The organism is Mycobacterium sp. 1081908.1, assembly GCF_001673535.1.
GTDB lineage: Bacteria > Actinomycetota > Actinomycetes > Mycobacteriales > Mycobacteriaceae > Mycobacterium.
This window is the reverse complement of the sequence record NZ_LZLY01000093.1, coordinates 1-24,235: the sequence shown is the minus strand read 5'-3', so window position 1 is coordinate 24,235 and position 24,235 is coordinate 1. Positions and strand designations below refer to the sequence as shown.

Below are 24,235 nucleotides of genomic sequence, written 5' to 3'. Positions count from 1 at the left end.
GGTGACTCGCTGCCGTCAGGCACGCGGGGTTAGGCGTCGCAACGTATGGGCGGCGGCCTGGATGCGGTTGTCGACCCGAAGTTTGGTGAGGATCGAGCTGACGTGGTGGCTGGCCGTTTTGCGGCTGATGTGCAGCGCCGCGGCGATCTCGGTGTCGCTGCGCCCGCCGGCGAGCAGTGCGAGGACCTCACGTTCCCGGCGGGTCAGGCCGTCGGGGTCGGAGAGCGTGTCGGCGCGCCTGCTTTGGGTGCGCCCTCGCAACCGGGTGAGGCGTTGCTGGGCGCGGCGGGCCGCGGCGCGGGCGCCCAGCTGCCGGAAGGTGCCCAGCGCGGCTTGGACGGTGGGGACGTCGCCGCTCAGTTGGGCGACTGCGGCGTCGTAGGGGCACCCGAGGCGGGTCCACTCGGCGGCGGCGGCCCGCCAGTCCCCGCTGACCTCCAGCCGGTACGGCGTGATGGTGTCGACGGTCGGTGCGTCGGCGAAGGACCCACCGCCGACGTGTGCCCAGCGGCGCAGATGACCGACCAGCCAAGGGTCGGTGTGTTCGGTCGCGAGGGCCAGCCCGGCCAGTGCTTCGGCGTGCGCGGTGTCGTCGTCGCCAACCAGCCAGGCCGCCTCGGCGCGGGCCGCCCACACCACGCCGAAGCGAAACAGATCGTCGGAGTCGGCGGCGGCCAGCGCCTCGTCCAACAAGGGGCCGACGGGTTGCTCGCCTCGGCGCGCCCGGATTAACGCCACGCTTACCAGCGGGAAGATGCGGTGCACTGTCGCCAGGGCGGGGCGGGTCAGGACGTCGTTGGCGGATGCCAGCGCGGCCGCCCAATTCCCGCGGTGCAACGCCGCGAAGGCAGCGGCGCCGGTAGCGAATGCCCGGTAGACGCCGAGCTGATAATCGTCGCAAAACGTTGTGGTGTCGGCGATGTAGGCCTCGGCCCGGTCGAGGCGGTGGTGTAGCGCCGCGAACCAGCAGAGCAGTGACCCGGCGAGGCCGGCCTCCTCGCATAGCGCTTCGGCCATGGCGTCTCGCCAGGCGGCCTCGAGATCATCCCAGCCGGTGTCGCCGTGCGTGACGGCGGCCACCGCCGCAAAGCAGCGGGCCCGCACCACCACGGCGCGATTGCCCAGGTGAGCGCCCAAGGTGGAGGCGCGCGCCGCGTAATCAATGCATGCCGGATCGTGATCCCAGGCGGCCAGCTGAGCCATGTTGAGCAGTGACCACGCCAGCTGCGGGCACGGTCCCATGTCTTCAAGCAGGCGCAGCGACGCGACACCGGCTTTGTTGGCCTCGATCGTATGTCCTTGCGGCCAAAGCATGTTGGACAGCCAACGCAAGTTGTCGCCCTCACCGAGCTGATCACCGAGTTTGTGCCGCAGGGTGATCGCCTCGCGAAACGAGGACACGGCAGTGTCGGGAAGGCCGCTCATATAGCTGCTGAACGCGTGTTGCTCCAGCCAGATCACCCTCTGCTCGGTTGGGGTGGTGTCGGCGTGGGCCAGCGTCAATGCGTACAGCTCGGCCGCTTCGCCGTGGGCCCCCAACAACGCGGCGCGCTCCGCGGCCGCCGGCGCGTAACGAATGACCGCGTCGGCGTCCCCGGCCTTATCGGCGTGGAACGCCAACGTTGCCAAGGTGTTTGGGTCGATCGGCGGCTTGGCGAGCAGCGTCAAGACCTGCTTGTGCAGCCGACGACGAGCATGGTTGGGAACCTTTTCGGCGGTCGCCCGCCGGGCGAGCTCATGGCGGAAGCCCACCGTGTCCGCCTCGCCGAGCAGCACCCCGGCCCGCAGGCATTCGGCGAGCGCCGCCGCCGAGCCCGGGAATATCTCCTCCAGCAATACCGGGCTGACCCGGGGCCCGCACACCGCCGCCGCCTGCGCGACCTGACGCCCTGCGGTCGACAGCCGCGCCAGCCGGCCCCACACCGCCTCGGACACACTGCGCGGCAGCGCTTCCCGCGCAAGCACTTCAGGGCCGGCCGCCAACACTTCGGTGACATAAAACGGATTGCCGCCGGTCAGTTGATAGAGCGCCTCGGCATTGACCCCGCTGCCAATGGCCAACGTCGCCACCGCCGCGTCACTAAGCCGATCCAGTTCCATCCGTGTCACCGCCGGGCAAGTGGCCAGATCTCCCAACAGCGCCGCCACCGGGTGCTCGTCGCCGATCTCATCATCGCGGTACGACACCACCACGAGCGCCGGCAGCGCGTCGATGCGGCGGGCCACAAATCGCAGCAGATCGAGGGTGGCACCATCGGCCCAATGCGCGTCCTCGATCACCCAAACGGACGGTTTTCGGTCGGCCAACGTGCCGATAAGACGCGCATAGATGGCCTCGCTGTCGCCGGCATCGACGGCGGCGCGCAGCCGGGCGGCCTGCTCGCCGGGAAGGTCGGCGACCGCATCGATGAGCGGGCCCAACGGCCGCGGCGTGGCGAGCGCGTCACACCAGCCCCGCAGTACCCGCCACGATCCGCCCAAACCGCCGGTGAACCGGGCGATCACGGTCGTCTTGCCGATCCCGGCCTCGCCGCGCAGCAGCACCACCCGCCCGGAACCACGCGCCGCCCGCCGGGCCAGCCCGGCCAGTTCCGCCAACGCGGCCTTGCGCTCCAGCAAGCCATCCATCGGAACGGTTACCGGCAACAGCGAAGGCGCATCGGCATTTCCATCGGAAAAACTGTAACCGCACGGGCCTCGATTCTGCCCAAAACCGGCATCCCGAACGTTATTCAGCGAGTCGACGCGGCCTTCCGCCACGGCGCTTAACTTCGGGGATCCTCGGTGGGACGATGTGGCTGCGCGCTTTGGAGCTGGGATCGGTAGCGAAAGGAGGCACAAGAATTTCGCAAATGGCCGGCGCTAACGTCCGGCCGCGTAGCCGCCGAAAGGAACCGCATGGACAAGTTGCTGACGGATCACGGCGATCCGGAGAAACGCATCGCCGATCTGGAGCACCGGCTTGCCGAGCGGACGCGCGGCACCGAACTGCCGCCGGCGCCCACGCGCGACGCGATTCCGTCGCGCCGTTTCGAGGTCGCCGCGGCCCCGCCCAGCACCAAGCAGATGATGAAGTACACCTACCTCGTCATCTTTGGCGGCATGGCGTCGCTCGGCCTGATCTATATGGCGCTGTTCCTGGTGGGCGCCCTCGTCGGCGCGGAAAACGTGATGAAGGTCGGCGGCTTCGTGGTGTTCCTCGCGTTCCTGGTGCTCGCCATGCCGGCTTTCGGCATGTTCCAGCGGCGGATGAATCGCAAGAAGGCGGTCCTCGTCGACGTCGGGAACGGCGGCCTGACGGTCAGTTCGCGGCCGGGGGAAGTCTATTCGTTCGGCGACGCGCAGCTGGGCAAGTGGACTCTCGCGGGCTACGGCGGCACGGCGAAAGGCACGGCGCTGCACCTGCGCAGCGGCCGCAACCGCTTCGTCATCGGCGGGCAGGATCATCGCCTTGCCGCCGAAATACCGCTTGACGCACCGCCCGTCGACAGCGTGGACGCGACGATGTGGGCCCCCGAGTTCGACGAGCTGCTTCGCATGGTGGGCCGCCCGCGTGGGCTCGATGCGCGTGAGCCCGTCGCGGGGCAGCCGACTCGCTGCCTGCTGACGCCGAACCCGGCGCGGATGTACTCGTCGTCCTTTTTCGGGATGTTCAAAAACACCGCGACCGCGATGAGGCTCAATTCCCGTCCGCCGCAGCCGAGCCTGGCCGTCGACGTCGCCGACGACGCGATATCGCTGATCGACCTGGCGAGCAACGCGCGCATCGCCTCAGCGTCTCCCGCGCAGGCGACGGCGGCCCCGGCGGCGAGCACGCGCTCGGCCCCTTACGTGGGGACGTTGACGACCGCCGTCCTGATTGTGCGCGTGGCCAACTCGCAGCCCCTCACCATCGGTTGTCCCGATTATGCCGGCCCCCCGCAGGCCAGCTGGAGCGGAAGCAGGACCAGGCTCACCTACCGGTTCGCGTGGCGCGGGGCGGTGCCGGCGGCGGACGAGCCCGAATTTGTGGTCTCGGACGCGGATTGGCTGACGCTCGTCGAGAAATTCGGCCTGACTTCGCAATTGGAGGACAGGGCCAGGGCCGGCGCGGCGGCCGCTCCGGCCTCCGGCGGGCCACCGCTGGCCCGCCCCAAACGCAAGCTCTGGATCTACGGTGTCATCATCGCCGCTGTCATGTTCGTCGTGGCGCCGGCGATGATGTTCGTCGCCAGCGGCATCTGGAAAACCCATCTGAACAAAGAAGATCAGGTCAAGGCGGACCGCGAACGCCAATACGCGCTGCCGTTCACCGGCCTGCGCGCTCCGCACGGGGTGGCGGTGGACGCCGCCGGCAACGTCTATGTCGCCGATACCCACACCAACCGCGTGTTGAAACTGGCGCCCGGGTCGAGCACGCAGACCGAACTGCCGTTCACCGGCCTCGACCTGTGCGCCAACGTCATCGACGCTTCCCTCGCAGGTGTGGCGGTCGACGCCGCCGGCAACGTGTACCTCAGCGACAGCTGCCACAACCGGGTCCTGAAGCTGGCGGCGGGGTCGAGCACCCAAACCGTGCTGCCGTTCAAGGGCCTGGACGATCCCCACGGTGTGGCGGTGGACACCGCCGGCAACGTGTACGTCGTCGAGCGCTCCCAGAATCGGGTGGTAAAGCTGGCGGCCGGCTCGAGCGCGCAAACCGTGCTGCCGTCGGCGGGCACGGGCGACGGTCCCAATGGCGATGTGGCGGTGGACAATACCGGCAACGTCTACATCAGCGTCACCCGCAGCCTCAGTCGCCACTCCGTCTCCCGCTACCTGGTGCGGCTGGCACCCGGGGCGGACACCTGGACCAAGATGCCGCCTGCCCCGGACAACTCCTACCAGGGGCTCAGCACCGGCGAGCAGGACGTGTCGGTGGACGCCGCCGGCGACGTGTACGTCTTCACCGGGCTCGCCGGGGGAGTGATGAAATTGGCGCCCGGTTCGAGCACCTGGACGGAACTGCCCGGGGCGCCGCGCTTCGTGGACCCCCTCGGGATGGCCGTGGATCGCGGCGGCCACTACGTGTACGTCACCGATCATCTAGGTTCTCGGGGCACGGGCGGGGGCCTGCCCTGGGAGCACGATGACGCTCAGGGCTTCGTGCTCAAGCTGCCCACGGGTTAGCCGACGCTGCCGGCCCCCGGCCGTCGCAGCGGCTGATGCCCGTGCACGCCTTCGGCGTAGGCCGTCTCGGCGTGCTGGGTGAGGTCGACACCGGTCGTCTCGTCTTCCGCGCTGAGCCGGAAGCCCACCACCCGATCGATGGCCTTCGCGAGCACGAATGACGCCGTGAACGCGTAGAGCGCCACTACGACGATCGCGAGCGCCTGCTTGCCCAGCTGGGCGAAGCCGCCTCCGTAGAAGAGGCCCTGCGGGCCCGACGTCATGACCGCCGTTGCCAGCAGCCCGATCAACGACACGCCGACGACGCCGCCGACGAAGTGCACACCCACCACGTCGAGCGAATCGTCGTAGTTGAAACGGAATTTCGCCGCCACCGCGAACGAGCACACGAGACCGGCCGCGAGGCCGACGACCGCCGCGCCGAGCGTGTTGACGGTTCCGCACGACGGGGTGATGGCGACGAGGCCGGCGACCACGCCGGATGCCGCCCCGAAGGTCGTGGGTCGGCCGTCGCGGATCCGTTCCACGGTCAGCCAGCCGAGCATGCCGAGGCACCCCGCGACGAGCGTGTTGAGGAAGATCGCCGCGGCGGTTCCGTTGGCGGCCAACGCCGATCCCGCGTTGAACCCGAACCAGCCGAACCACAGCAGCCCGACACCGAGCAGCACGAACGGCAGATTGTGCGGCCGCATGGCGTCCTTCTTGAAGCCGATGCGGGGCCCGAGCACCAGCGCCAGGGCCAGCGCAGACGAACCGGACACGATCTCGACGACCAGGCCGCCGGCGTAGTCCAGCACGCCCAGCTTTGCCAACCAGCCGCCGGGGCCCCAAACCCAATGCGCGACAACCGAGTACACGACGACCGTCCAGACCGTGGCGAACGCCATCCAGGCCGCGAACCTCGCGCGGTCCGCGATCGCGCCGCTGACCAGCGCGGCCGTGATGATCGCGAAAGCCAACTGGAACGTGGCATACAGCAGCTCGGGAACCGCCCCGTGGAGCGTTTCGGGGCCGATGCCGAGCATCCCGAGATGGTCGAGGTTGCCCACCAGCCCGTGGGCCCCGTCCTGGGAGAACGCGATGGTGTAGCCGATCAGCAGCCACGCCACCGTGACCAGCGGGATGGAGATGAAGCTCATCATGATCATGTTGAGCACCCCGGTGGTGCGGACCATGCCGCCGTAGAAGATCGCCAGGCCGGGGGTCATCAGCAGCACCAATGCGGTGCTGGCCAGCAGCCACGCCGTGGCGGCGGGGTCGATCGCATGCATTGTCGGGCTCCTTCGACACAATTCGGCCGGGATATTGCCATGTCGGTCGTGTCGGTAGGTTCGGTGGGTGGTCGCAGGGGAGCTGTCGGTGGATCCGGTCGCCGCCGCGCATCGGCTGCTGGGCGCCACCCTCAGCGGTAGGGGCGTGCGGGCCGTCGTCGTCGAAGTGGAGGCCTACGGCGGGGTTCCCGACGGCCCCTGGCCCGACGCCGCGGCCCACTCCTACCGGGGCCTGTCCGGGCGCAACGCCGTGATGTTCGGCCCGCCCGGGCGGCTCTATACCTACCGCAGCCACGGCATCCACGTCTGCGCCAACGTCTCGTGCGGGCCCGACGGGACCGCGGCGGCCGTCCTGCTGCGCGCCGCCACGATCGAGGACGGCGTCGACGTCGCGCGCGCCCGCCGCGGCGAGCTGGTCCGCACCGCGGCGCTGGCGCGCGGCCCGGGGAATCTGTGCTCGGCGCTCGGAATCACCATGGACGACAACGGGATTGACCTGTCCGATCCCGACGGGCCGGTAACCCTGGAACTGAACGCCCCGCTCACCGCCACGTCGGGCCCCCGCGTCGGCGTCAGCCAGGCCGCCGACCGGCCGTGGCGGCTGTGGCTCCCCGGCAGGCCGGAGGTATCGGCTTACCGGCGCAGCCCGCGGGCACCGGCCCCGGGGACGAGCGACTAGAGACTGCTCCGTCGACTGTGGGTGCTACGCACGAGAATTCCGCAAAATCCGTACATAACCCCCACACTCGGTGGGCTAGACGGCGGCGGGGGTGGCGATGCGAAACGCCGGGTCGAGCCGGCGCGCGACCAATACGAACGTCACGGCCAGCAGCGGCGCGACGGTGCTGTATATCGCGGCGGGCGTGGCCATTACGGCGCTGTTCAGCAACTGCGGGCTCAGCGCGATGCCCATCGCCACCACGGCGTTGTGCATTCCGACCTCCAGGCTGACCGCGACGGCCTGCCGCGGGGCCAGGCGCATCAGGCGCGGCGCCAGGTAGCCGACCGTCAGGCTCACCGCGCAGAAGACCACGACGGCACCGCTCAACAGGCCGATGTTGTGCCAGAGCGTGGTTCGTCCGCCGGCGATGGCCGAAACGATGGCGAGCACCAGCAGCGTGAGGGCCAGGATGCGGACCGGCTTCTGCATGCGCCGGGCCAGCTCGGGGAAGCGGTGGCGGATGGCGACCCCGATCGTGATGGGGACCAGCACCAGGCCGATCACCGCGAGGAACTTGTCCAGCTGGAGCGGGAGGAACCGGCCTTCGCCGAGGAACCACGTCATCGACACCGCCAGAATCGCGGGCAGCGCGACGATCGAGAGCACTGCGTTGATTGCCGTCAGGGTGAGGTTTAGTGCCAGGTCGCCGTTGAACAGGTGGCTGAGGATGTTCGACATCGTCCCGCCGGGCGTCGCGGACATCAGCATGAGCCCGACCGCCAGGTGCGGTTCGAGATGGAACGCCTCGGCGATCACCAGGCACAGGGTCGGCAGCAGCAGCGACTGGCAGACGAGCGCGACCGCGAGCGGTTTGCGCAGGGTGGCGGCCCGCTTGAAGTCGGCGACGGTGAGCGTCAGCCCGAGGGCGAGCATGATGATCGCGACGACCAACGGCCAGTATCGGTTGTCCATGACGCTCCGCGGGGTTGGTGCGCGTACGGGGGAAGGCGATGGCGCGACGATGCGCCGCGTAGTTAGCTTGCCTTATATAGCCGCGCGTGGGCGAATCGAGGCCGTCACAGCGACTAAAGTCGTGCGCGATGTCTTCCGGGATCCTTGACGAGCTGGGCTGGCGCGGGCTGATCGCGCAGTCCACCGACCTCGACGCGCTGGCCGCCGAAGCGCGGCGCGGGCCGATGACGGTGTACGCCGGATTCGACCCGACCGCGGCGAGCCTGCACGCCGGGCACCTGGTGCCGCTGCTGGCGCTGCGCCGGTTCCAGCGCGCCGGGCACCGGCCGATCGTGCTGGCCGGCGGCGCCACCGGCATGATCGGCGACCCGCGCGACGTCGGCGAGCGCAGCCTCAACGAGGCGGACACCGTTGCCGCGTGGACCGAGCGCATCCGCGGGCAGCTGGAACGCTTCGTCGACTTCGACAACTCGCCGACCGGCGCCGTCGTCGTCAACAACCTGGACTGGACCCGAGGCCTGTCGGCCATCGAGTTCCTGCGCGACGTCGGCAAGCACTTTTCGGTCAACGTGATGCTGGACCGCGACACCATCCGGCGGCGCCTGGACGGGGAGGGCATCTCCTACACCGAGTTCAGCTACATGCTGTTGCAGGCCAACGACTACGTCGAGCTGCACCAGCGCCACGGCTGCGCGCTGCAGATCGGCGGCTCGGATCAGTGGGGCAACATCATCGCCGGTGTGCGCCTGGTCCGCCAGAAGCTCGGCGCGACGGTGCACGCGCTGACCGTCCCGCTGGTGACCGCCGCTGACGGCACCAAGTTCGGCAAGTCCACCGGGGGCGGCAGCCTGTGGCTCGACCCCGAGATGACCAGCCCGTACGCGTGGTACCAGTACTTCATCAACACCGCCGACGCCGACGTGATCCGCTACCTGCGCTGGTTCACGTTCCTGACCGCCGACGAGCTGGCCGAGCTCGAAGCGGCCACGGTCGAGCGCCCGCAGCAGCGCGCCGCCCAGCGCCGGCTGGCCCGCGAGCTGACCGTGCTGGTGCACGGCGAGGCGGCCACCGAGTCGGTCGAGCACGCCAGCCGGGCGCTGTTCGGGCAGGGCGAACTCGACCGGCTCGACGAGGCGACGCTGGCCGCGGCGCTGCGCGAGACGTCGGTCGCCGAGCTCAAGCCGGGTAGTCCCGACGGGATCGTCGACCTGCTGGTGGCCAGCGGCCTGTCGGCCAGCAAGGGGGCCGCGCGCCGCACGATCGGCGAGGGTGGGGTGTCGGTGAACAACGTCCGCGTCGATAGCGAGGAGTGGGCGCCCCAGCCGTCGGACTTCCTGCACGGCCGGTGGCTGGTGCTGCGGCGGGGCAAACGCAACGTCGCCGGGATCGAACGGGTCGCCTAGGTAGCCCCAAACCTTTATCGCGCCGTGCCCCCCACGTGACCGCCGATGACCAGGGTGGTCACGGTGACCAACGCGACGTGGCTGCTGCGGGTGGTGGTGCTGAGCGCGGGCCTGGCCGGCTTGACCGCCGTGCTGGCGGCACCCGTACACGCCGACCTGATGGGCAACGCATTCCTCAGGGCCCTCGCGAACGCCGGCGTCCCGGTCTCGCAGCCCGACAGCGCGACGGCGCTCGGGAGGTCGGTCTGCCCGATGCTGGTGGAACCCGGCGGGTCGTTCGACTCGGTGATCGCGACGGTGGGCGACGGCCACGGGATGTCGCACGACGCGGCGGGCGTGTTCACCATCGTCGCGATCGCCACCTATTGCCCGTCGGTGCTGGCCCCGCTGCTGACCGACCGGCCGCCGGCGTAAACGGCCTCGTGTGAGCTGAGGCCCTTTCTGTGTGTACTCAGGGCGGGATTCGGGCGTCCTTGGCGCCCTGGACACACAATCGACGCGGTCAGCTCGGCCGCCCGTATCCTGTGCAGCGTGGTCGACGACAGGCAGGGGCGCGGCGGTAAAAGTGGACCGCGCAAGGAGCGCCCGGGTTCCTGGTCGGGGCCGGGCCGCGCTCGGCCCGCGCAGCCGCGAACCGCTGACACGGACGACCGGGGCGCTCAGCACGGGCCGCCGATACCGCCCGGCGTGGAGGCCAAGCAGCTGGCGCCCGAGATCCGCGGCGAACTGAGCACGCTGGACCGCGCCACGGCCGACGCGGTCGCGCGCCACCTGGTCGCCGCCGGCGAGGTGATCGACGAGGACCCCGAGGCCGCGCTTCAGCACGCCCGCGCGGCGCGGGCCCGGGCCAGCAGGATCGCCGCGGTCCGCGAGGCCGTCGGGATCGCCGCCTACCACTGCGGCGACTGGGCCCAGGCGCTCGCCGAGCTGCGCGCCGCCCGCAGGATGGGCAGCAAGTCGCCGTTGCTCGCGCTGATCGCGGATTGCGAACGCGGGCTTGGCCGCCCGGAGCGGGCGATCGAATTGGCGCGGGGGGAGGAGGCGGCCCAGCTGTCCGGCGACGACGCCGACGAGTTGCGCATCGTCGCCGCCGGCGCCCGCGCCGATCTCGGGCAGCTGGAGCAGGCGCTGACCGTGCTGTCCACGCCGCAGCTGGACACCAGCCGCAGCGGCTCGACGGCGGCGCGGTTGTTCTACGCCTACGCCGACACGCTGCTGGCGCTCGGCCGCAATGAGGAAGCGCTGGAATGGTTCCTGCGCGCGGCGGCCGCCGATATCGAGGGCGTCACCGACGCCGAAGAGCGCGTCGGCGAGCTCGCTTGAGATGAAAACGATTGCGCAGCAATACGATTGCCTGCTCGTCGACCTCGATGGGACCGTCTTCCGCGGCGCCCAGCCGACCGAGGGCGCCGTCCAGTCGCTCGACGGGGTCGAAAGCCGCAAGCTGTACGTGACCAACAACGCGTCCCGCAGCGCCGACGAGGTGGCGCTGCACCTGCGCGAGCTCGGCTTCACCGCGACCGGCACCGACGTCGTCACCAGCGCCCAGAGCGCGGCCCACCTGCTGGCCGACCAGTTGCCGCCCGAGTCCCGCGTGCTGATCGTCGGCACCGACGCGCTGGCCAACGAGATCGCCGCCGTCGGGCTGCGGCCGGTGCGCCGCTACGACGACGAGCCCGTCGCCGTCGTGCAGGGCCTGTCCACCACCATCGGCTGGCCGGACCTCGCCGAGGCCGCGCTGGCCATTCGGGCCGGCGCCCTGTGGGTGGCGGCCAACGTCGACCCCACCCTGCCCACCGAGCGCGGCCTGCTGCCCGGAAACGGGTCGTTCGTGGCCGCGCTGCGCGCCGCCACCGGCGCCGAGCCGCGCGTCGCCGGCAAGCCCGCGCCGCGGCTGCTGCAGGACGCGGTGGCCCGCGGCGACTTCCGCGCGCCCCTGGTCGTCGGCGACCGGTTGGACACCGACATCGAGGGCGCCAACGCCGCCGACCTGCCCAGCCTGATGGTGCTGACCGGGGTCAGCACCGCCCGCGACGCGGTGTATGCCGATCCCGTCCGCCGGCCCACCTACATCGCCCACGACCTGCGCTCGCTGCACTCCGACGGCGAGCTGCTCGCGGTGGGGCCGCAGCGAGGCTGGCACGTCGACGTCGGGGACCAAGCGGTCACGGTCCGCGCCAACGGCGCCGACGAGGGGGACGGGCTGTCGGTCGTCCGCGCCGTCGCGAACGCGGTGTGGGGGGCCGCGGCCGCCGAGCCCGTGCGCGTCGAGGCCGCCGACGCGCGCGCCCGGGACGCGCTGCAGCGCTGGGCTCTGGACTAGCGTGGAGACCCGATGAATATCGATCCCGATCAGCTTCGCGCTGAAATAGATTCCCTGGTGGCCCAGCTGTCCGATATCGGGGATCCGGAGAACTCCGAACACGAGCCGTCACTCGCCGAGCTCGAAGAGATAGCGCGCCGCCTCTCCGAGGCGCACGACGTGCTGCTGGCCGCGCTGGAGTCGGCGGAGAAGGGCTGAGTACGGCCGTGGCACGACGTGCCCGCGTTGACGCCGAGCTCGTCCGCCGCGGGCTCGCCCGATCCCGCCAGCAGGCCGCGGAGTTGATCGGCGCCGGCAAGGTGAGCATCGACGGCATGCCCGCGCGCAAGCCCGGCACCGCCGTCGACGTCACCGCCGCCCTGACCGTCACCGGCGAGGGCGAGCGCTCCTGGGTGTCGCGCGGGGCGCACAAACTCATCGGCGCCCTGGACGCCTTCGGCATCCCCGTCGCGGGCCGCCGCTGCCTGGACGCCGGCGCGTCGACGGGCGGGTTCACCGAGGTGCTGCTGGACCGCGGCGCGGCCGAGGTGGTGGCCGCCGACGTCGGCTACGGCCAGCTGGCCTGGTCGCTGCGCTGCGATCCCCGGGTGATCGTCGTCGAGCGCACCAACGCCCGCGAATTGACGCCGGAGGTCATCGGCGGGCCGGTCGACCTGGTGGTGGCCGACCTGTCGTTCATCTCGCTGGCCACGGTGTTGCCCGCGCTGATTGGATGCGCTTGGCCGGGCGCGGATATCGTTCCCATGGTGAAGCCGCAGTTTGAGGTGGGCAAGGGCCAGGTCGGCGCCGGTGGGGTCGTCCAGGACCCCGGCCTGCGCGCCGACGCGGTGCTGCGGGTCGCGCGCCGCGCGGGGGAGCTGGGCTGGCAGGCCGTCGACGTCACCGCCAGCCCGCTGCCGGGCCCGTCGGGCAATGTCGAATACTTCTTGTGGTTGCGCGCCGACACCGATCGGGGGCTATCTGCTGATGGGCTGGTGGACGCGGTGCGGCGCGCGGTGGAAGAGGGCCCGCGATGACCGCTGAACGTACCGTGCTGCTGGTGGTGCACACCGGCCGCGACGAGGCGACCGAAACCGCGCGGCGCGTTCAGAAAGTGCTGGGCGACAACGGGATTGCGCTGCGCGTGCTGTCGGCCGAGGCCGTCGACCGGGGATCGCTGCACCTGGCCCCCGACGACATGCGCGCCATGGGCATCGAAATCGAGGTCGTCGACGCCGACCCGCGGGCCGCCGAGGGCTGCGAGCTGGTGCTGGTGCTCGGCGGCGACGGCACCTTCCTGCGCGCGGCCGAATTGGCCCGCAACGCCGGGATTCCGGTGCTGGGCGTCAACCTGGGCCGCATCGGCTTTCTGGCCGAGGCCGAAGCCGAGGCGATCGACCGCGTGCTGGATCACGTGGTGGCCCGCGACTACCGGGTCGAGAACCGCCTGACCCTGGATATCGCGGTGTGCCACAAGGGCCGCATCCTCGAACACGGGTGGGCGCTCAACGAGGTCAGCCTGGAGAAGGGCCCCCGGCTGGGTGTGCTCGGGGTGGTCCTCGAGGTCGACGGCCGTCCGGTGTCGGCGTTCGGCTGCGACGGCGTGCTGGTGTCGACGCCGACGGGCTCCACCGCCTACGCGTTCTCGGCCGGCGGCCCGGTGCTGTGGCCGGACCTCGAGGCAATCCTGGTGGTGCCCAACAACGCTCACGCGTTGTTCGGCCGGCCCATGGTCACCAGCCCCGAGGCCACCATCGCGATCGAGACCGAGGCGGGCGGTCACGACGCCCTGGTGTTCTGCGACGGCCGCCGCGAGATTCTGATCCCGGCCGGCAGCCGGATCGAGGTGACCCGCTGCGACACCCCGGTCAAGTGGGCGCGACTGGACAGCGCGCCGTTCACCGACCGCTTGGTGCGCAAGTTCCGGTTGCCGGTGACCGGCTGGCGCGGAAAGTAACGGCACTGGCCGGGTGCTCACCGAATGCTGACCGAAATCAGGATCGAGTCGCTGGGCGCCATCAGCGCCGCGGTCGGCGAATTCGGCCGCGGCCTGACCGTGTTGACCGGCGAGACCGGCACCGGCAAGACGATGGTGGTGACCGGGCTGCACCTGCTCGGCGGGGGCCGCGCCGACCCGAACCGGGTCCGCTCGGGTGCCGACCGCGCCGTCGTCGAGGGCCGTTTCACCACAACCGATCTCGATGACGAGACGGCCGCGCAGCTGGACGCGATCCTGGAAGACCTGGGCGCCGAGCGCGACGAGGACGGCAGCGTCATCGCGCTGCGCTCGGTCAGCCGCGACGGGCCCTCGCGCGCCTCCCTCGGCGGGCGCGGCGTGCCCGCCAAGTCGCTGGGCGATTTCACCACCGGGCTGCTCACCCTGCACGGGCAGAACGACCAGCTGCGCCTGATGCGGCCCGAGGAACAACGCGGCGCGCTGGACCGCTTCGCCGAATCCGGCCCGCCGCTGGAGCGGTACCGCAAGCTGCGCGAGGCCTGGCTCACCGCGCGGCGCGACCTCCTCGATCGCCGCGACCGCGCCCGCGAGCTCGCGCAGGAGGCCGACCGGCTGCAGTTCGCCCTGAACGAGATCGACACCGTCGACCCGCAACCCGGCGAGGACGACGCGCTGGTCGCCGACGTCCTGCGGCTGTCCGAACTGGACACGCTGCGCGAGGCCGCCGCCACCGCGCGCGCCGCATTGTCGGCCGACGACGGGGACGGTCTCGGCCAGGGTGCGATCGACAGCCTCGGAAAGGCAAGGGCCGCGCTCGAATCGACCGACGACGCGACGCTGCGGGGGTTGGCCGGCCAGATCGCCCAGGCGCTGACGGTGGTCGACGACGTCGCACACGAACTCGGCGGCTTCCTCGACGAGCTGCCCGTCGACGCCAGCGCGCTGGAATCCAAGTTGGCCCGCCAGGCGCAACTGCGCACGCTGACCCGCAAGTACGCCGCCGACATCGACGGCGTGCTGCGCTGGGCGGGCGAATCGCGCGAACGGCTGGCCCAACTCGACGTCTCCGAAGAGGCCATCACCGCGCTGGAACGCCGCGTCGACGAGCTGGCCCGCGAATTGGGCGACGCCGCAGTCGATCTCGGCAAGCTTCGGCGCAAGGCCGCCAAGCGGCTGGCCAAGGCGGTGACCGCGGAGCTGTCCGGGCTGGCGATGGCCGACGCCGAATTCACCATCGACGTGGCCACCGAGGTCACGACCGACCAGGACGACCCCGCCACCCTGATCCTGCCGTCGGGCGAGGCGGCCCGCGCGGGCGCCGACGGCGTCGACCAGGTCGAGTTCGGCTTCGCGGCGCATCGCGGCATGACGGTGCTGCCGCTGGCCAAGAGCGCGTCGGGCGGCGAACTGTCCCGGGTCATGCTGGCCCTGGAGGTCGTCCTGGCGGCGTCGGCGGCCGGCACCACCATGGTGTTCGACGAGGTGGACGCCGGCGTCGGCGGGCGGGCCGCGGTGCAGATCGGCCGGCGGCTGGCGCGGCTGGCCCGCACGCACCAGGTCATCGTGGTCACGCACCTGCCCCAGGTCGCCGCGTACGGCGACGTGCACCTGGTGGTGCACAGCGCCGGACCCAAGGGCACCAGCGTGGTGCGCCGGGCGAGCGGCGACGACCGGGTCGCCGAGCTGGCGCGGATGCTCGCGGGCCTCGGCGACTCCGACAGCGCCCGCGCGCACGCCCGCGAATTGCTCGAGACCGCCCAGGCCGAGCAGGACTAGCGCCCCTACATCCCGCGAGCGTGCGTGTCTGTACGCCAACACGCCGCGCAGCCCGTACAACTGCGCACCCTCGCCGCGACCGACCCGTTGTGAGCCTGTTACCAATGTGACGCTAGATAACTTATGAGGCTGATGTTACGGCGCGCCTACTCGCCTCGCCCTGGCTTCGCGGACAGAATCGCCCCCATGAAGATGTCAGGCCTGCTTTCGCGTAACACCTCCCGGCCGGGCCTCACCGGCACCGCCCGGGTCGACCGGAACATCGATCGCCTGCTGCGCAGGGTGTGTCCCGGCGACATCGTGGTCCTCGATATCCTCGATCTCGACCGCATCACCGCGGACGCGCTGGTGGAGGCCGACATCGCGGCCGTCGTCAACGCGTCACCCTCGGTGTCGGGCCGCTACCCGAACCTCGGGCCCGAGGTGCTGGTCAACAACGGGGTCACCCTCATCGACGAGACCGGGCCCGACGTCTTCAAGAAGGTCAAGGACGGCGCCAAGATCCGCCTGTACGAGGGCGGCGTGTATTCGGGCGACCGCCGGCTGGTCCGCGGGACCGAGCGAACCGACCACGACATCGCCGACCTGATGCGGGAGGCCAAGAGCGGCCTGGCCGCCCACCTGGAGGCGTTCGCCGGCAACACGATCGAGTTCATCAAGAGCGAGAGCCCGCTGCTGATCGACGGCATCGGCATCCCCGAGATCGACCTCGACCTGCGCCGCCGCCACGTGGTGATCGTGGCCGACGAGCCCAGCGCCGAGGACGAGCTGCGCTCCCTCAAGCCGTTCATCAAGGAGTACCAGCCGGTGCTCATCGGCGTCGGCACCGGCGCGGATGTGTTGCGCAAGAACGGTTATCGCCCGCAGGTCATCGTCGGCGATCCCGACCAGATCAGCACCGACACCCTCAAGTGCGGCGCCCAGGTCGTGCTGCCCGCCGACGCCGACGGCCACGCGCCCGGCCTGGAGCGGATCCAGGACCTCGGCGTCGGGGCGATGACCTTCCCGGCCGCCGGTTCCGCGGTCGACCTGGCGCTACTGCTGGCCGATCACCACGGCGCCGCGTTGCTCGTGACGGCCGGCCACACCGCAAACATCGAGACGTTCTTCGACCGCAACCGCACCCAGAGCAACCCCTCGACGTTTTTGACCCGGCTTCGGGTGGGGGAGAAGGTGGTCGACGCCAAGGCCGTTGCGACCTTGTACCGCAACCACATTTCGGGGGGCGCCATCGCGCTGCTGGCACTGACGATGCTGATCGCCGTCATCGTCGCGCTGTGGGTGTCGCGCACCGACGGCGTGGTGCTGCACTGGGTCACCCACTACTGGAACCACTTCACGCTCTGGACGCAGCACTTGCTCACATAGCTTTCGACGAACGGTGCGGTAAATGATCTCGTTACGCCAACACGCGCTCTCCCTGGCCGCGGTCTTCCTGGCGCTGGCCGTGGGCGTCGTGCTGGGGTCCGGATTCCTTTCGGACACCCTGCTGTCCAGCCTGCGTGACGAGAAGCGTGACCTGTACACACAGATCAGCGGGCTGAACGACCAAAAGAACGCGATGAACGAAAAGCTCGCCGCCGCAAACAATTTCGATAACCAGCTGGCCGGCCGGATCGTGCACGACGCGCTCGGCGGCAAATCGGTGGTGCTGTTCCGCACCCCGGACGCCCGCGACGACGACGTCGCCGCGGTCGCGAAATTCGTCGGCCAGGCCGGCGGAACCGTGGCCGGAACGGTCTCGCTGACCCAGGAGTTCGTCGACGCCAACTCCGCGGAGAAGCTGCGGACGGTGGTCAACTCGTCGATCCTGCCCGCCGGGCAGCAGCTCAGCACCAAGCTCGTCGACCAGGGCTCGCAGGCCGGCGACCTGCTCGGGATCGCCCTGCTGATCAACCCCAACCCGGCCACCCCACCCATCGACGACCCCCAGCGCGACACCGTGCTGGCGTCGCTGCGCGACACCGGCTTCATCACCTACCAGCCCGCCGACCACCTGGGCGCGGCCAACGCCGCGCTGGTGGTCACCGGTGGCGCGCTGCCCCAGGACGCCGGCAACCAGGGCGTCAGCGTCGCCCGGTTCTCCGCCGCGCTGGCGCCGCACGGCTCGGGCACCCTGCTGGCCGGCCGCGACGGTTCCGCGACCGGGGGTGCCGCGGTAGCCGTCGCCCGTGCCGACGCCGGCATGAACTCCGCGATCAGCACCGTCGACGACATCGACGCCGCGCCGGGACGGATCACGACCGTCCTGGGCCTGCACGACCTGATCAACGGCGGCCACATCGGCCAGTACGGCACCGGCCACGGGGCCACATCGATCACCGTGCCCCAGTAAAGCGGCAGTGGCCCCTCGCTAGGGCGTGTTAGCCGCGCGGTCGCGCGCCGGATGTTAGGGTGGATTTCCGTGGGTCGGCAGGCCCAGCTAGTCAAATGCTAGACAAAATCCAAGCCCTGCCCGTCTTCACGGAGGTCGCCAGTGCGCAAGCACCCGCAAACCGCCACCAAGCACCTCTTCGTCAGCGGTGGGGTTGCTTCCTCGCTCGGCAAGGGGCTCACCGCCAGCAGCCTCGGGCAGCTACTGACGGCCCGCGGGTTGCACGTCACGATGCAGAAGCTCGACCCCTACCTCAACGTCGATCCGGGCACCATGAACCCTTTCCAGCACGGCGAGGTGTTCGTCACCGAGGACGGCGCCGAGACCGACCTCGACGTGGGCCACTACGAGCGGTTCCTCGACCGCGACCTGTCCGGGTCGGCGAATGTGACCACCGGGCAAGTGTATTCGACCGTCATCGCCAAGGAACGGCGCGGCGAGTACCTCGGCGACACCGTCCAGGTGATCCCGCACATCACCGACGAGATCAAGCGGCGGATCCTGGCCATGGCCGAGCCGGACGCCGACGGGAATCGCCCGGACGTCGTCATCACCGAAATCGGCGGCACCGTAGGCGATATCGAGTCGCAGCCCTTCCTGGAGGCGGCGCGGCAGGTTCGCCACGACCTCGGTCGGGAAAACGTGTTCTTCCTGCACGTGTCGCTGGTGCCCTACCTGGCGCCCTCGGGTGAGCTCAAGACCAAGCCAACCCAGCACTCGGTCGCCGCGTTGCGCAGCATCGGTATCACCCCGGACGCGCTTATCCTGCGCTGCGATCGCGACGTCCCCGAACCGCTGAAGAACAAGATCGCGCTGATGTGTGACGTCGACATCGACGGCGTCATCTCCACCCCGGACGCGAAGTCGATCTACGACATCCCGAAGGTGCTGCACCGCGAGGAACTCGACGCGTTCGTGGTGCGCCGGCTCAACCTGCCGTTCCGCGATGTCGACTGGACCGAATGGGACGACCTGCTGCGCCGCGTGCACGAGCCGCACGAGACGGTGCGAATCGCGTTGGTGGGCAAGTACATCGAGCTTTCTGATGCCTACCTGTCGGTCACCGAGGCGCTGCGCGCCGGCGGGTTCAAGCACCAGGCCAAGGTCGAGATGGTGTGGGTGCCGTCCGACGAGTGCGCGAATCCCCATGATGCCGCCGCCGCGCTGAGCGAGGTGCACGGCGTGCTGATCCCCGGCGGCTTCGGCATCCGCGGCATCGAGGGCAAGATCGGCGCCATCCGCCACGCCCGCGGACGCGGGCTGCCGGTGCTGGGGCTGTGCCTCGGGCTGCAGTGCATCGTGATCGAGGCGGCGCGCTCGGCCGGTCTCACCGAGGCCAACTCGGCCGAATTCGAGCCGGGCACACCGGATCCCGTCATCTCGACGATGGCCGACCAGGAGCACATCGTCGCCGGCAACGCCGACCTCGGCGGCACCATGCGGCTCGGGGCCTACCCCGCCGTGCTGGAGCCGGATTCGATCGTGGCCCAGGCGTACGGCGCGACGGAGGTGTCCGAGCGGCACCGGCACCGCTACGAGGTCAACAACGCCTACCGCGACAAGATCGCCGAGAGCGGCCTGCGCTTCTCGGGCACCTCGCCCGACGGCCACCTGGTCGAGTTCGTCGAATACCCGCCCGAGGTGCACCCGTTCATCGTCGGCACCCAGGCCCACCCGGAGCTCAAGAGCCGGCCCACCCGACCACACCCGCTGTTCGTCGCATTCGTCAAGGCCTCCCTGGACTACAAGGCGGGCGAGCAGCTTCCGGTGGAGATCCCCGAGCAGTCGTCCAACGGCAACCAGCATCGAGACAGCGTTCAGCGGCCGCTACCCGAGCCCGCGACCCGTGGCTGAACACGTCTTCGAGACGGCGTCATCCGAAACGCTGCACACCGGAAAGATTTTCGCGCTGCGCCGCGATCAGGTCCGGATGCCCGGCGGCAAGCTCGTCACCCGCGAAGTCGTCGAGCACTTCGGCGCCGTCGCCGTGGTGGCCATGGACGACGACGGCAACATCCCGATGGTCTATCAGTACCGGCACGCGTTCGGCCGGCGGCTGTGGGAGCTGCCCGCCGGGCTGCTCGACGTCGGCGGCGAGCCGCCGCAGCTGACCGCCGCCCGCGAACTGCACGAGGAGGCCGGCCTGAAGGCTGACACCTGGCGGGTGCTCGTCGACCTCGACTCCACGCCCGGCTTCAGCGACGAGTCGGTGCGCGTCTATCTGGCCACCGGGCTCACCCAGGTGGACCGGCCCGAGGCGCACGACGAAGAGGCCGACATGACGCTGCAGTGGTATCCGCTGGAAGACGCCGTCGACAAGGTGTTCAGGGGCGAGATCGTGAATGCCATTGCGGTGGCGGGCATTCTGGCCGCGCAGGTGGCCACCACCGAGTTCATGATGACGCGCCCGCCCGGCAGCCCGTGGACCGACAAGCCGACCGCGTTCGCCGCGCGAAAGGCCGCGCAATGACAGCCGCGGTTCTGGACACGCAACTGCAGGGCTACCTCGACCACCTGACCATCGAGCGGGGCGTGGCGAAGAACACGCTCACCTCCTATCGCCGCGACCTGCGCCGCTATTCGAAGCACCTGTCGGACCGCGGAATTCACGACCTGGCCAAGGTCGGCGAGGACGACGTCAGCGAGTTCCTGGTGGCGCTGCGCCGCGGCGACCCCGAGGCCGGGACCGCGGCGCTGTCGGCGGTGTCGGCGGCGCGGGCGCTGATCGCGGTGCGCGGCCTACACCGCTTCGCCGCCGCCGAAGGCCTCGCCGAGCTGGACGTGGCCCGCGCCGTGCGGCCGCCGACGCCCGGCCGCCGGCTCCCCAAGAGCCTCACGATCAACCAGGTGCTGGCCCTGCTGGAAGGCGCCGGCGGTGACGGCCCGAGTGACGGTCCGCTGACGCTGCGCAACCGCGCGCTGCTGGAGTTGTTGTACTCCACCGGATCTCGGATCTCCGAGGCGGTCGGCCTCGACGTCGACGACGTCGACACCGAGGCCCGCTCCGTGCTGCTGCGCGGCAAGGGCGGCAAGCAGCGGCTGGTCCCCATCGGGCGCCCCGCCGTGCAGGCGCTGGACGCGTACCTGGTCCGCGGCCGGCCCGACCTGGCGCGCCGCGGCCGCGGGACGCCGGCCATCTTCCTCAACGCCCGGGGCGGCCGGCTGTCGCGGCAGAGCGCGTGGCAGGTGCTGCAGGACGCCGCCGAGCGCGTCGGGATCACCTCGGGGGTGTCGCCGCACATGCTGCGGCATTCCTTCGCGACTCATCTGCTGGAGGGTGGCGCGGATGTCCGCGTCGTGCAGGAGCTATTGGGGCACGCCTCGGTGACGACGACGCAGATCTACACGCTCGTCACCGTTCACGCGCTGCGCGAGGTGTGGGCCGGGGCGCACCCGCGCGCGCAATAGGCCTAGCCCAGGTATTCGGACTCCAGCACCAGGTCGGCCACCATCGACTGGTACTCGACGTGCGTCTTGTGCTCGACGGTGTTCCACAGCTTGCCCTGCTGCTGGCGCATGTATTCGCGGTACTTCGGCGCGCCGGGGATCCGCACGTTGTCGGCGACCACGATCGTCCCCGGATGCAGCCAGCCCCGATCGACGATGCTCATCAGGTCGCCCAGGTAGGCGTTCTTGTCGTGGTCCAGGAACACGAAATCCAGTGCGCCCGAAGTGAATCCGTGCTCGTCGGCCAGCGCGTCCAGCGTGCGCCCGCCGTCGCCGATGGTGCCGACGACACAGGTGATGCGGTCGGCCACGCCGGCGTGCTCCCAGATCCGGCGGGCGTTTGCGGCGTTGGCCTCGGCGAGTTCGACGGAATACACCTTGGCCTTGGGGGCGGCGCGGGCGATCCGCAGCGCGCCGTAGCCGCAGTAGGTGCCCAGCTCGAGCGCCAGCGCGGGATCGGCGCGGCGCACGGCGGCGTCGAGCAGGAGGCCCTTCTCGTCGCCGATGCTCATCAGCATCGACTTCTCGTAGGCGAACTTGTCCATGGCGGCCAGCACGTCGTCGATGTCGCCGGCGCGGGCGTTCCCCAGCACGTATTCGGCCGCCGCCGCCTCGCGGCCGTCACCGATCTGGCCCGTCGTGGTGATGTTGCGCACCCCGGCGGCCATCCGCAGTACCGACCACCGGAGGATGGGAAGTCGTCGCTTGAGGTCCATGAGAATCCACGATAGCGAGTCGCGCATGGCCTCCCGAATGTTGCTCGTGTGACTGAAGTTAACTCCCCTTACGCGTGAGCGCTCGACCAGCGATTTTCGCCCATATTGGCTGGTGACTCGCCAGCGCGGCGTCCGGTTTAAATGCGCGAAGCCGTTAGACTTTCGAGCGATGTTCACCTCCCGAACACGCCGGGCGTGATGACCGAGCACCCGGAAAACGGCGTCGAGATCGGCTTGACGGGACGCCCGCCACGGGCGATCCCCGAGCCGGCGCCGCGCACGTCGCACGGCCCCGCCAAGGTCGTCGCGATGTGCAACCAGAAGGGCGGGGTCGGGAAGACCACGTCGACCATCAACCTGGGCGCCGCCCTCGCCGAGTACGGCCGCCGCGTGCTGCTGGTGGACATGGATCCGCAGGGCGCCCTGTCCGCGGGCCTGGGCGTGCCGCACTACGAGCTGGAGAAGACCATCCACAACGTGCTCGTGGAGCCGCGGGTGTCGATCGACGACGTGCTGCTCAAAACCCGGGTCAACCACATGGACCTGGTGCCCAGCAACATCGACCTGTCGGCCGCCGAGATCCAGCTCGTCAACGAGGTGGGCCGCGAGCAGACCCTGGGTCGCGCGCTGTATCCGGTGTTGGACCGCTACGACTACGTGCTGATCGACTGCCAGCCGTCGCTGGGGCTGCTGACCGTCAACGGGCTGGCCTGCGCCGACGGCGTCGTCATCCCCACCGAGTGCGAGTACTTTTCGCTGCGCGGCCTGGCGCTGCTCACCGACACCGTCGACAAGGTCCGCGACCGGCTCAACCCGAAGCTGGAGATCAGCGGCATCCTGCTCACCCGTTACGACCCGCGCACCGTCAACGCGCGCGAGGTGATGGCCCGCGTCGTGGAGCGCTTCGGCGACCTGGTGTTCGACACCGTGATCACCCGGACCGTCCGGTTCCCGGAGACCAGCGTGGCCGGCGAGCCGATCACCACCTGGGCGCCCCGATCGACCGGCGCCATCGCCTATCGCGCGTTGGCCCGCGAGTTCATCCACCGATTCGGCGCGTGAACTCAACCGCCAACGGTGAGGCGCCACCCCAGACCGGCTTTCAGGTCCGCCTCACGAACTTCGAGGGGCCGTTCGATCTGCTGCTGCAGCTGATCTTCGCCCATCGCCTCGACGTCACCGAGGTCGCGCTGCACCAGGTCACCGACGACTTCATCGCCTACACCAAGGAGATCGGCTCCCAGCTCGGGCTGGAGGAGACCACCGCGTTCCTGGTGATCGCCGCGACGCTGCTCGACCTCAAGGCCGCGCGCCTGCTGCCGGCCGGGCAGGTCGACGACGACGAGGACCTGGCGCTGCTGGAGGTGCGCGACCTGCTGTTCGCCCGGCTGCTGCAATACCGGGCGTTCAAGCACGTCGCGGAGATGTTCGCCGAGCTGGAGGCCGCCGCGCTGCGCAGCTATCCGCGGGCGGTGTCGCTGGAGGACCGGTTCACCGAGCTGCTCCCGGAGGTCATGCTCGGCGTCGACGCCGAACGGTTCGCCCAGATCGCCGCGGTCGCCTTCACCCCCCGGCCCGTGCCGACGGTGTCCATCGGGCACCTCCACGAGCTGCAGGTCTCGGTTCCCGAGCAGGCCAAGAAGTTGCTGGAAATCTTGGAAGCGCGCGGCAGCGGCCACTGGGCGACGTTCTCCGAGCTGGTCGCCGACTGCGAGGCGCCGATCGAGGTGGTCGGGCGCTTCCTCGCGCTGCTCGAGCTGTACCGGAGCCGGACGGTAGCATTCGACCAGTCAGAGCCGCTTGGCGTGCTCCAAATCTCGTGGACCGGGGAACGGCCGGCAGAAGTGCGTGACGAATGACTGAAGATTTGCCCGAAGAGCTGCCCGAAATCGATCTGGGGATCGAGATCGCCGAGGCGGCGCCGATGGACGCCGACGAACTCGGCTCCGTGCTGGAGGCTCTGTTGCTGGTGGTCGACACCCCGGTCACCGTCGAGGCGCTGGGCGCGGCCACCGGGCAACCGGTCTACCGGATCGCGGCCAAGCTGCAGCAGATGGCCGAGGAACTCGCCGAGCGCGACAGCGGGATCGACCTGCGGCAGAACAGCGAGGGCTGGCGGATGTACACCCGCGCCCGGTACGCGCCCTACGTGGAGAAGCTGCTGCTCGACGGCGCCCGGTCCAAGCTCACCCGCGCTGCGCTGGAGAC

General features: G+C 70.2%; 22 protein-coding genes. 18 read left to right on the top strand and 4 right to left on the bottom strand.

The features are described from left to right. Positions 1-15: 15 nt before the first annotated feature. On the bottom strand, positions 16-2,628 hold the full coding sequence (locus A5655_RS13525) for an AAA family ATPase (RefSeq protein WP_082978644.1): 2,613 nt from the start codon (positions 2,626-2,628) through the stop codon (positions 16-18). Positions 2,629-2,898: 270 nt separating this feature from the next. Here A5655_RS13525 and A5655_RS13520 point away from each other — a divergent pair, with 270 nt between their 5' ends. Then, the gene (locus A5655_RS13520) at positions 2,899-5,148 is read left to right on the top strand and encodes an NHL repeat-containing protein (protein ID WP_067010822.1); all 2,250 of its coding nucleotides are present in this window, start codon (positions 2,899-2,901) and stop codon (positions 5,146-5,148) included. On the opposite strand, the gene A5655_RS13515 is transcribed toward A5655_RS13520, so the two are convergent. Beyond that, on the bottom strand, positions 5,145-6,419 hold the full coding sequence (locus A5655_RS13515) for an ammonium transporter (protein WP_067010820.1): 1,275 nt from the start codon (positions 6,417-6,419) through the stop codon (positions 5,145-5,147). The two genes, A5655_RS13520 and A5655_RS13515, sit on opposite strands and share 4 nt — an antisense overlap. Positions 6,420-6,486: 67 nt before the next feature. Between A5655_RS13515 and A5655_RS13510 the strand changes: the two genes are divergently transcribed. Beyond that, positions 6,487-7,098, top strand: coding sequence for a DNA-3-methyladenine glycosylase (locus tag A5655_RS13510; protein ID WP_067010818.1), 612 nt, complete (start codon positions 6,487-6,489; stop codon positions 7,096-7,098). Positions 7,099-7,173: 75 nt separating this feature from the next. Here the strand turns inward: A5655_RS13510 and A5655_RS13505 are convergent, their stop codons facing one another. Continuing rightward, on the bottom strand, positions 7,174-8,052 hold the full coding sequence (locus tag A5655_RS13505) for a bile acid:sodium symporter family protein (protein ID WP_067010816.1): 879 nt from the start codon (positions 8,050-8,052) through the stop codon (positions 7,174-7,176). Positions 8,053-8,180: 128 nt separating this feature from the next. Here A5655_RS13505 and tyrS point away from each other — a divergent pair, with 128 nt between their 5' ends. The 13 genes from tyrS to xerD all read left to right on the top strand — a co-directional run bounded on the left by tyrS (position 8,181) and on the right by xerD (position 21,272). Then, a complete protein-coding gene (tyrS, locus tag A5655_RS13500) occupies positions 8,181-9,455 on the top strand; it encodes a tyrosine--tRNA ligase (RefSeq protein WP_067010809.1) in 1,275 nt (424 codons plus the stop codon). A 45-nt stretch (positions 9,456-9,500) separates the two neighbouring features. Further along, positions 9,501-9,869 (top strand): DUF732 domain-containing protein, encoded by a 369-nt coding sequence (locus A5655_RS13495; protein ID WP_067010807.1) that lies wholly within the window; start codon positions 9,501-9,503, stop codon positions 9,867-9,869. A 117-nt stretch (positions 9,870-9,986) separates the two neighbouring features. Next, positions 9,987-10,778 carry a tetratricopeptide repeat protein gene (locus A5655_RS13490; RefSeq protein ID WP_082978643.1) on the top strand — a complete coding sequence of 264 codons (792 nt, stop codon included), beginning with the start codon at positions 9,987-9,989 and terminating at the stop codon, positions 10,776-10,778. A gap of 1 nt (position 10,779) precedes the next feature. After that, on the top strand, positions 10,780-11,778 hold the full coding sequence (locus A5655_RS13485) for an HAD hydrolase-like protein (RefSeq protein WP_067010803.1): 999 nt from the start codon (positions 10,780-10,782) through the stop codon (positions 11,776-11,778). Positions 11,779-11,790: 12 nt separating this feature from the next. Further along, positions 11,791-11,976, top strand: a complete 186-nt coding sequence (locus A5655_RS13480) for a hypothetical protein (protein ID WP_067010801.1) — start codon at positions 11,791-11,793, stop codon at positions 11,974-11,976. 8 nt (positions 11,977-11,984) lie between these two features. Next, positions 11,985-12,794, top strand: a complete 810-nt coding sequence (locus A5655_RS13475; RefSeq protein ID WP_067010799.1) for a TlyA family RNA methyltransferase — start codon at positions 11,985-11,987, stop codon at positions 12,792-12,794. Next, positions 12,791-13,714, top strand: a complete 924-nt coding sequence (locus tag A5655_RS13470) for an NAD kinase (protein WP_067010797.1) — start codon at positions 12,791-12,793, stop codon at positions 13,712-13,714. Before A5655_RS13475 ends, A5655_RS13470 begins: the two co-directional genes overlap by 4 nt. 24 nt (positions 13,715-13,738) lie before the next feature. Beyond that, positions 13,739-15,490, top strand: coding sequence for a DNA repair protein RecN (gene recN / locus A5655_RS13465; RefSeq protein WP_067010795.1), 1,752 nt, complete (start codon positions 13,739-13,741; stop codon positions 15,488-15,490). Between the two features lie 186 nt (positions 15,491-15,676). Next, positions 15,677-16,858: a putative cytokinetic ring protein SteA gene (gene steA / locus A5655_RS13460; RefSeq protein ID WP_067010786.1), complete on the top strand. Its 1,182-nt coding sequence runs from the start codon at positions 15,677-15,679 to the stop codon at positions 16,856-16,858. Between the two features lie 22 nt (positions 16,859-16,880). Beyond that, positions 16,881-17,825, top strand: a complete 945-nt coding sequence (locus A5655_RS13455) for a copper transporter (RefSeq protein ID WP_067010785.1) — start codon at positions 16,881-16,883, stop codon at positions 17,823-17,825. Positions 17,826-17,966: 141 nt separating this feature from the next. Continuing rightward, positions 17,967-19,718 carry a CTP synthase gene (locus A5655_RS13450; protein WP_067010784.1) on the top strand — a complete coding sequence of 584 codons (1,752 nt, stop codon included), beginning with the start codon at positions 17,967-17,969 and terminating at the stop codon, positions 19,716-19,718. Further along, a complete protein-coding gene (locus A5655_RS13445; protein ID WP_067010783.1) occupies positions 19,711-20,334 on the top strand; it encodes an NUDIX hydrolase in 624 nt (207 codons plus the stop codon). Before A5655_RS13450 ends, A5655_RS13445 begins: the two co-directional genes overlap by 8 nt. Then, positions 20,331-21,272: a site-specific tyrosine recombinase XerD gene (gene xerD / locus A5655_RS13440; RefSeq protein WP_067010778.1), complete on the top strand. Its 942-nt coding sequence runs from the start codon at positions 20,331-20,333 to the stop codon at positions 21,270-21,272. Before A5655_RS13445 ends, xerD begins: the two co-directional genes overlap by 4 nt. Positions 21,273-21,274: 2 nt before the next feature. Here the strand turns inward: xerD and A5655_RS13435 are convergent, their stop codons facing one another. Then, a complete protein-coding gene (locus A5655_RS13435) occupies positions 21,275-22,027 on the bottom strand; it encodes an O-methyltransferase (RefSeq protein ID WP_067010777.1) in 753 nt (250 codons plus the stop codon). Between the two features lie 198 nt (positions 22,028-22,225). Here A5655_RS13435 and A5655_RS13430 point away from each other — a divergent pair, with 198 nt between their 5' ends. The 3 genes from A5655_RS13430 to A5655_RS13420 form a co-directional block, all read left to right on the top strand. After that, a complete protein-coding gene (locus A5655_RS13430; RefSeq protein WP_067010776.1) occupies positions 22,226-23,089 on the top strand; it encodes a ParA family protein in 864 nt (287 codons plus the stop codon). Next, complete coding sequence (locus A5655_RS13425) at positions 23,086-23,886, top strand: segregation/condensation protein A (protein WP_067010775.1); 801 nt, start codon at positions 23,086-23,088, stop codon at positions 23,884-23,886. The genes A5655_RS13430 and A5655_RS13425 overlap by 4 nt, the downstream gene beginning before the upstream one ends. Next, a partial coding sequence (locus A5655_RS13420; RefSeq protein ID WP_197508691.1) for an SMC-Scp complex subunit ScpB occupies positions 23,883-24,235 on the top strand: 353 nt, incomplete at its 3' end. The genes A5655_RS13425 and A5655_RS13420, both read left to right, overlap by 4 nt.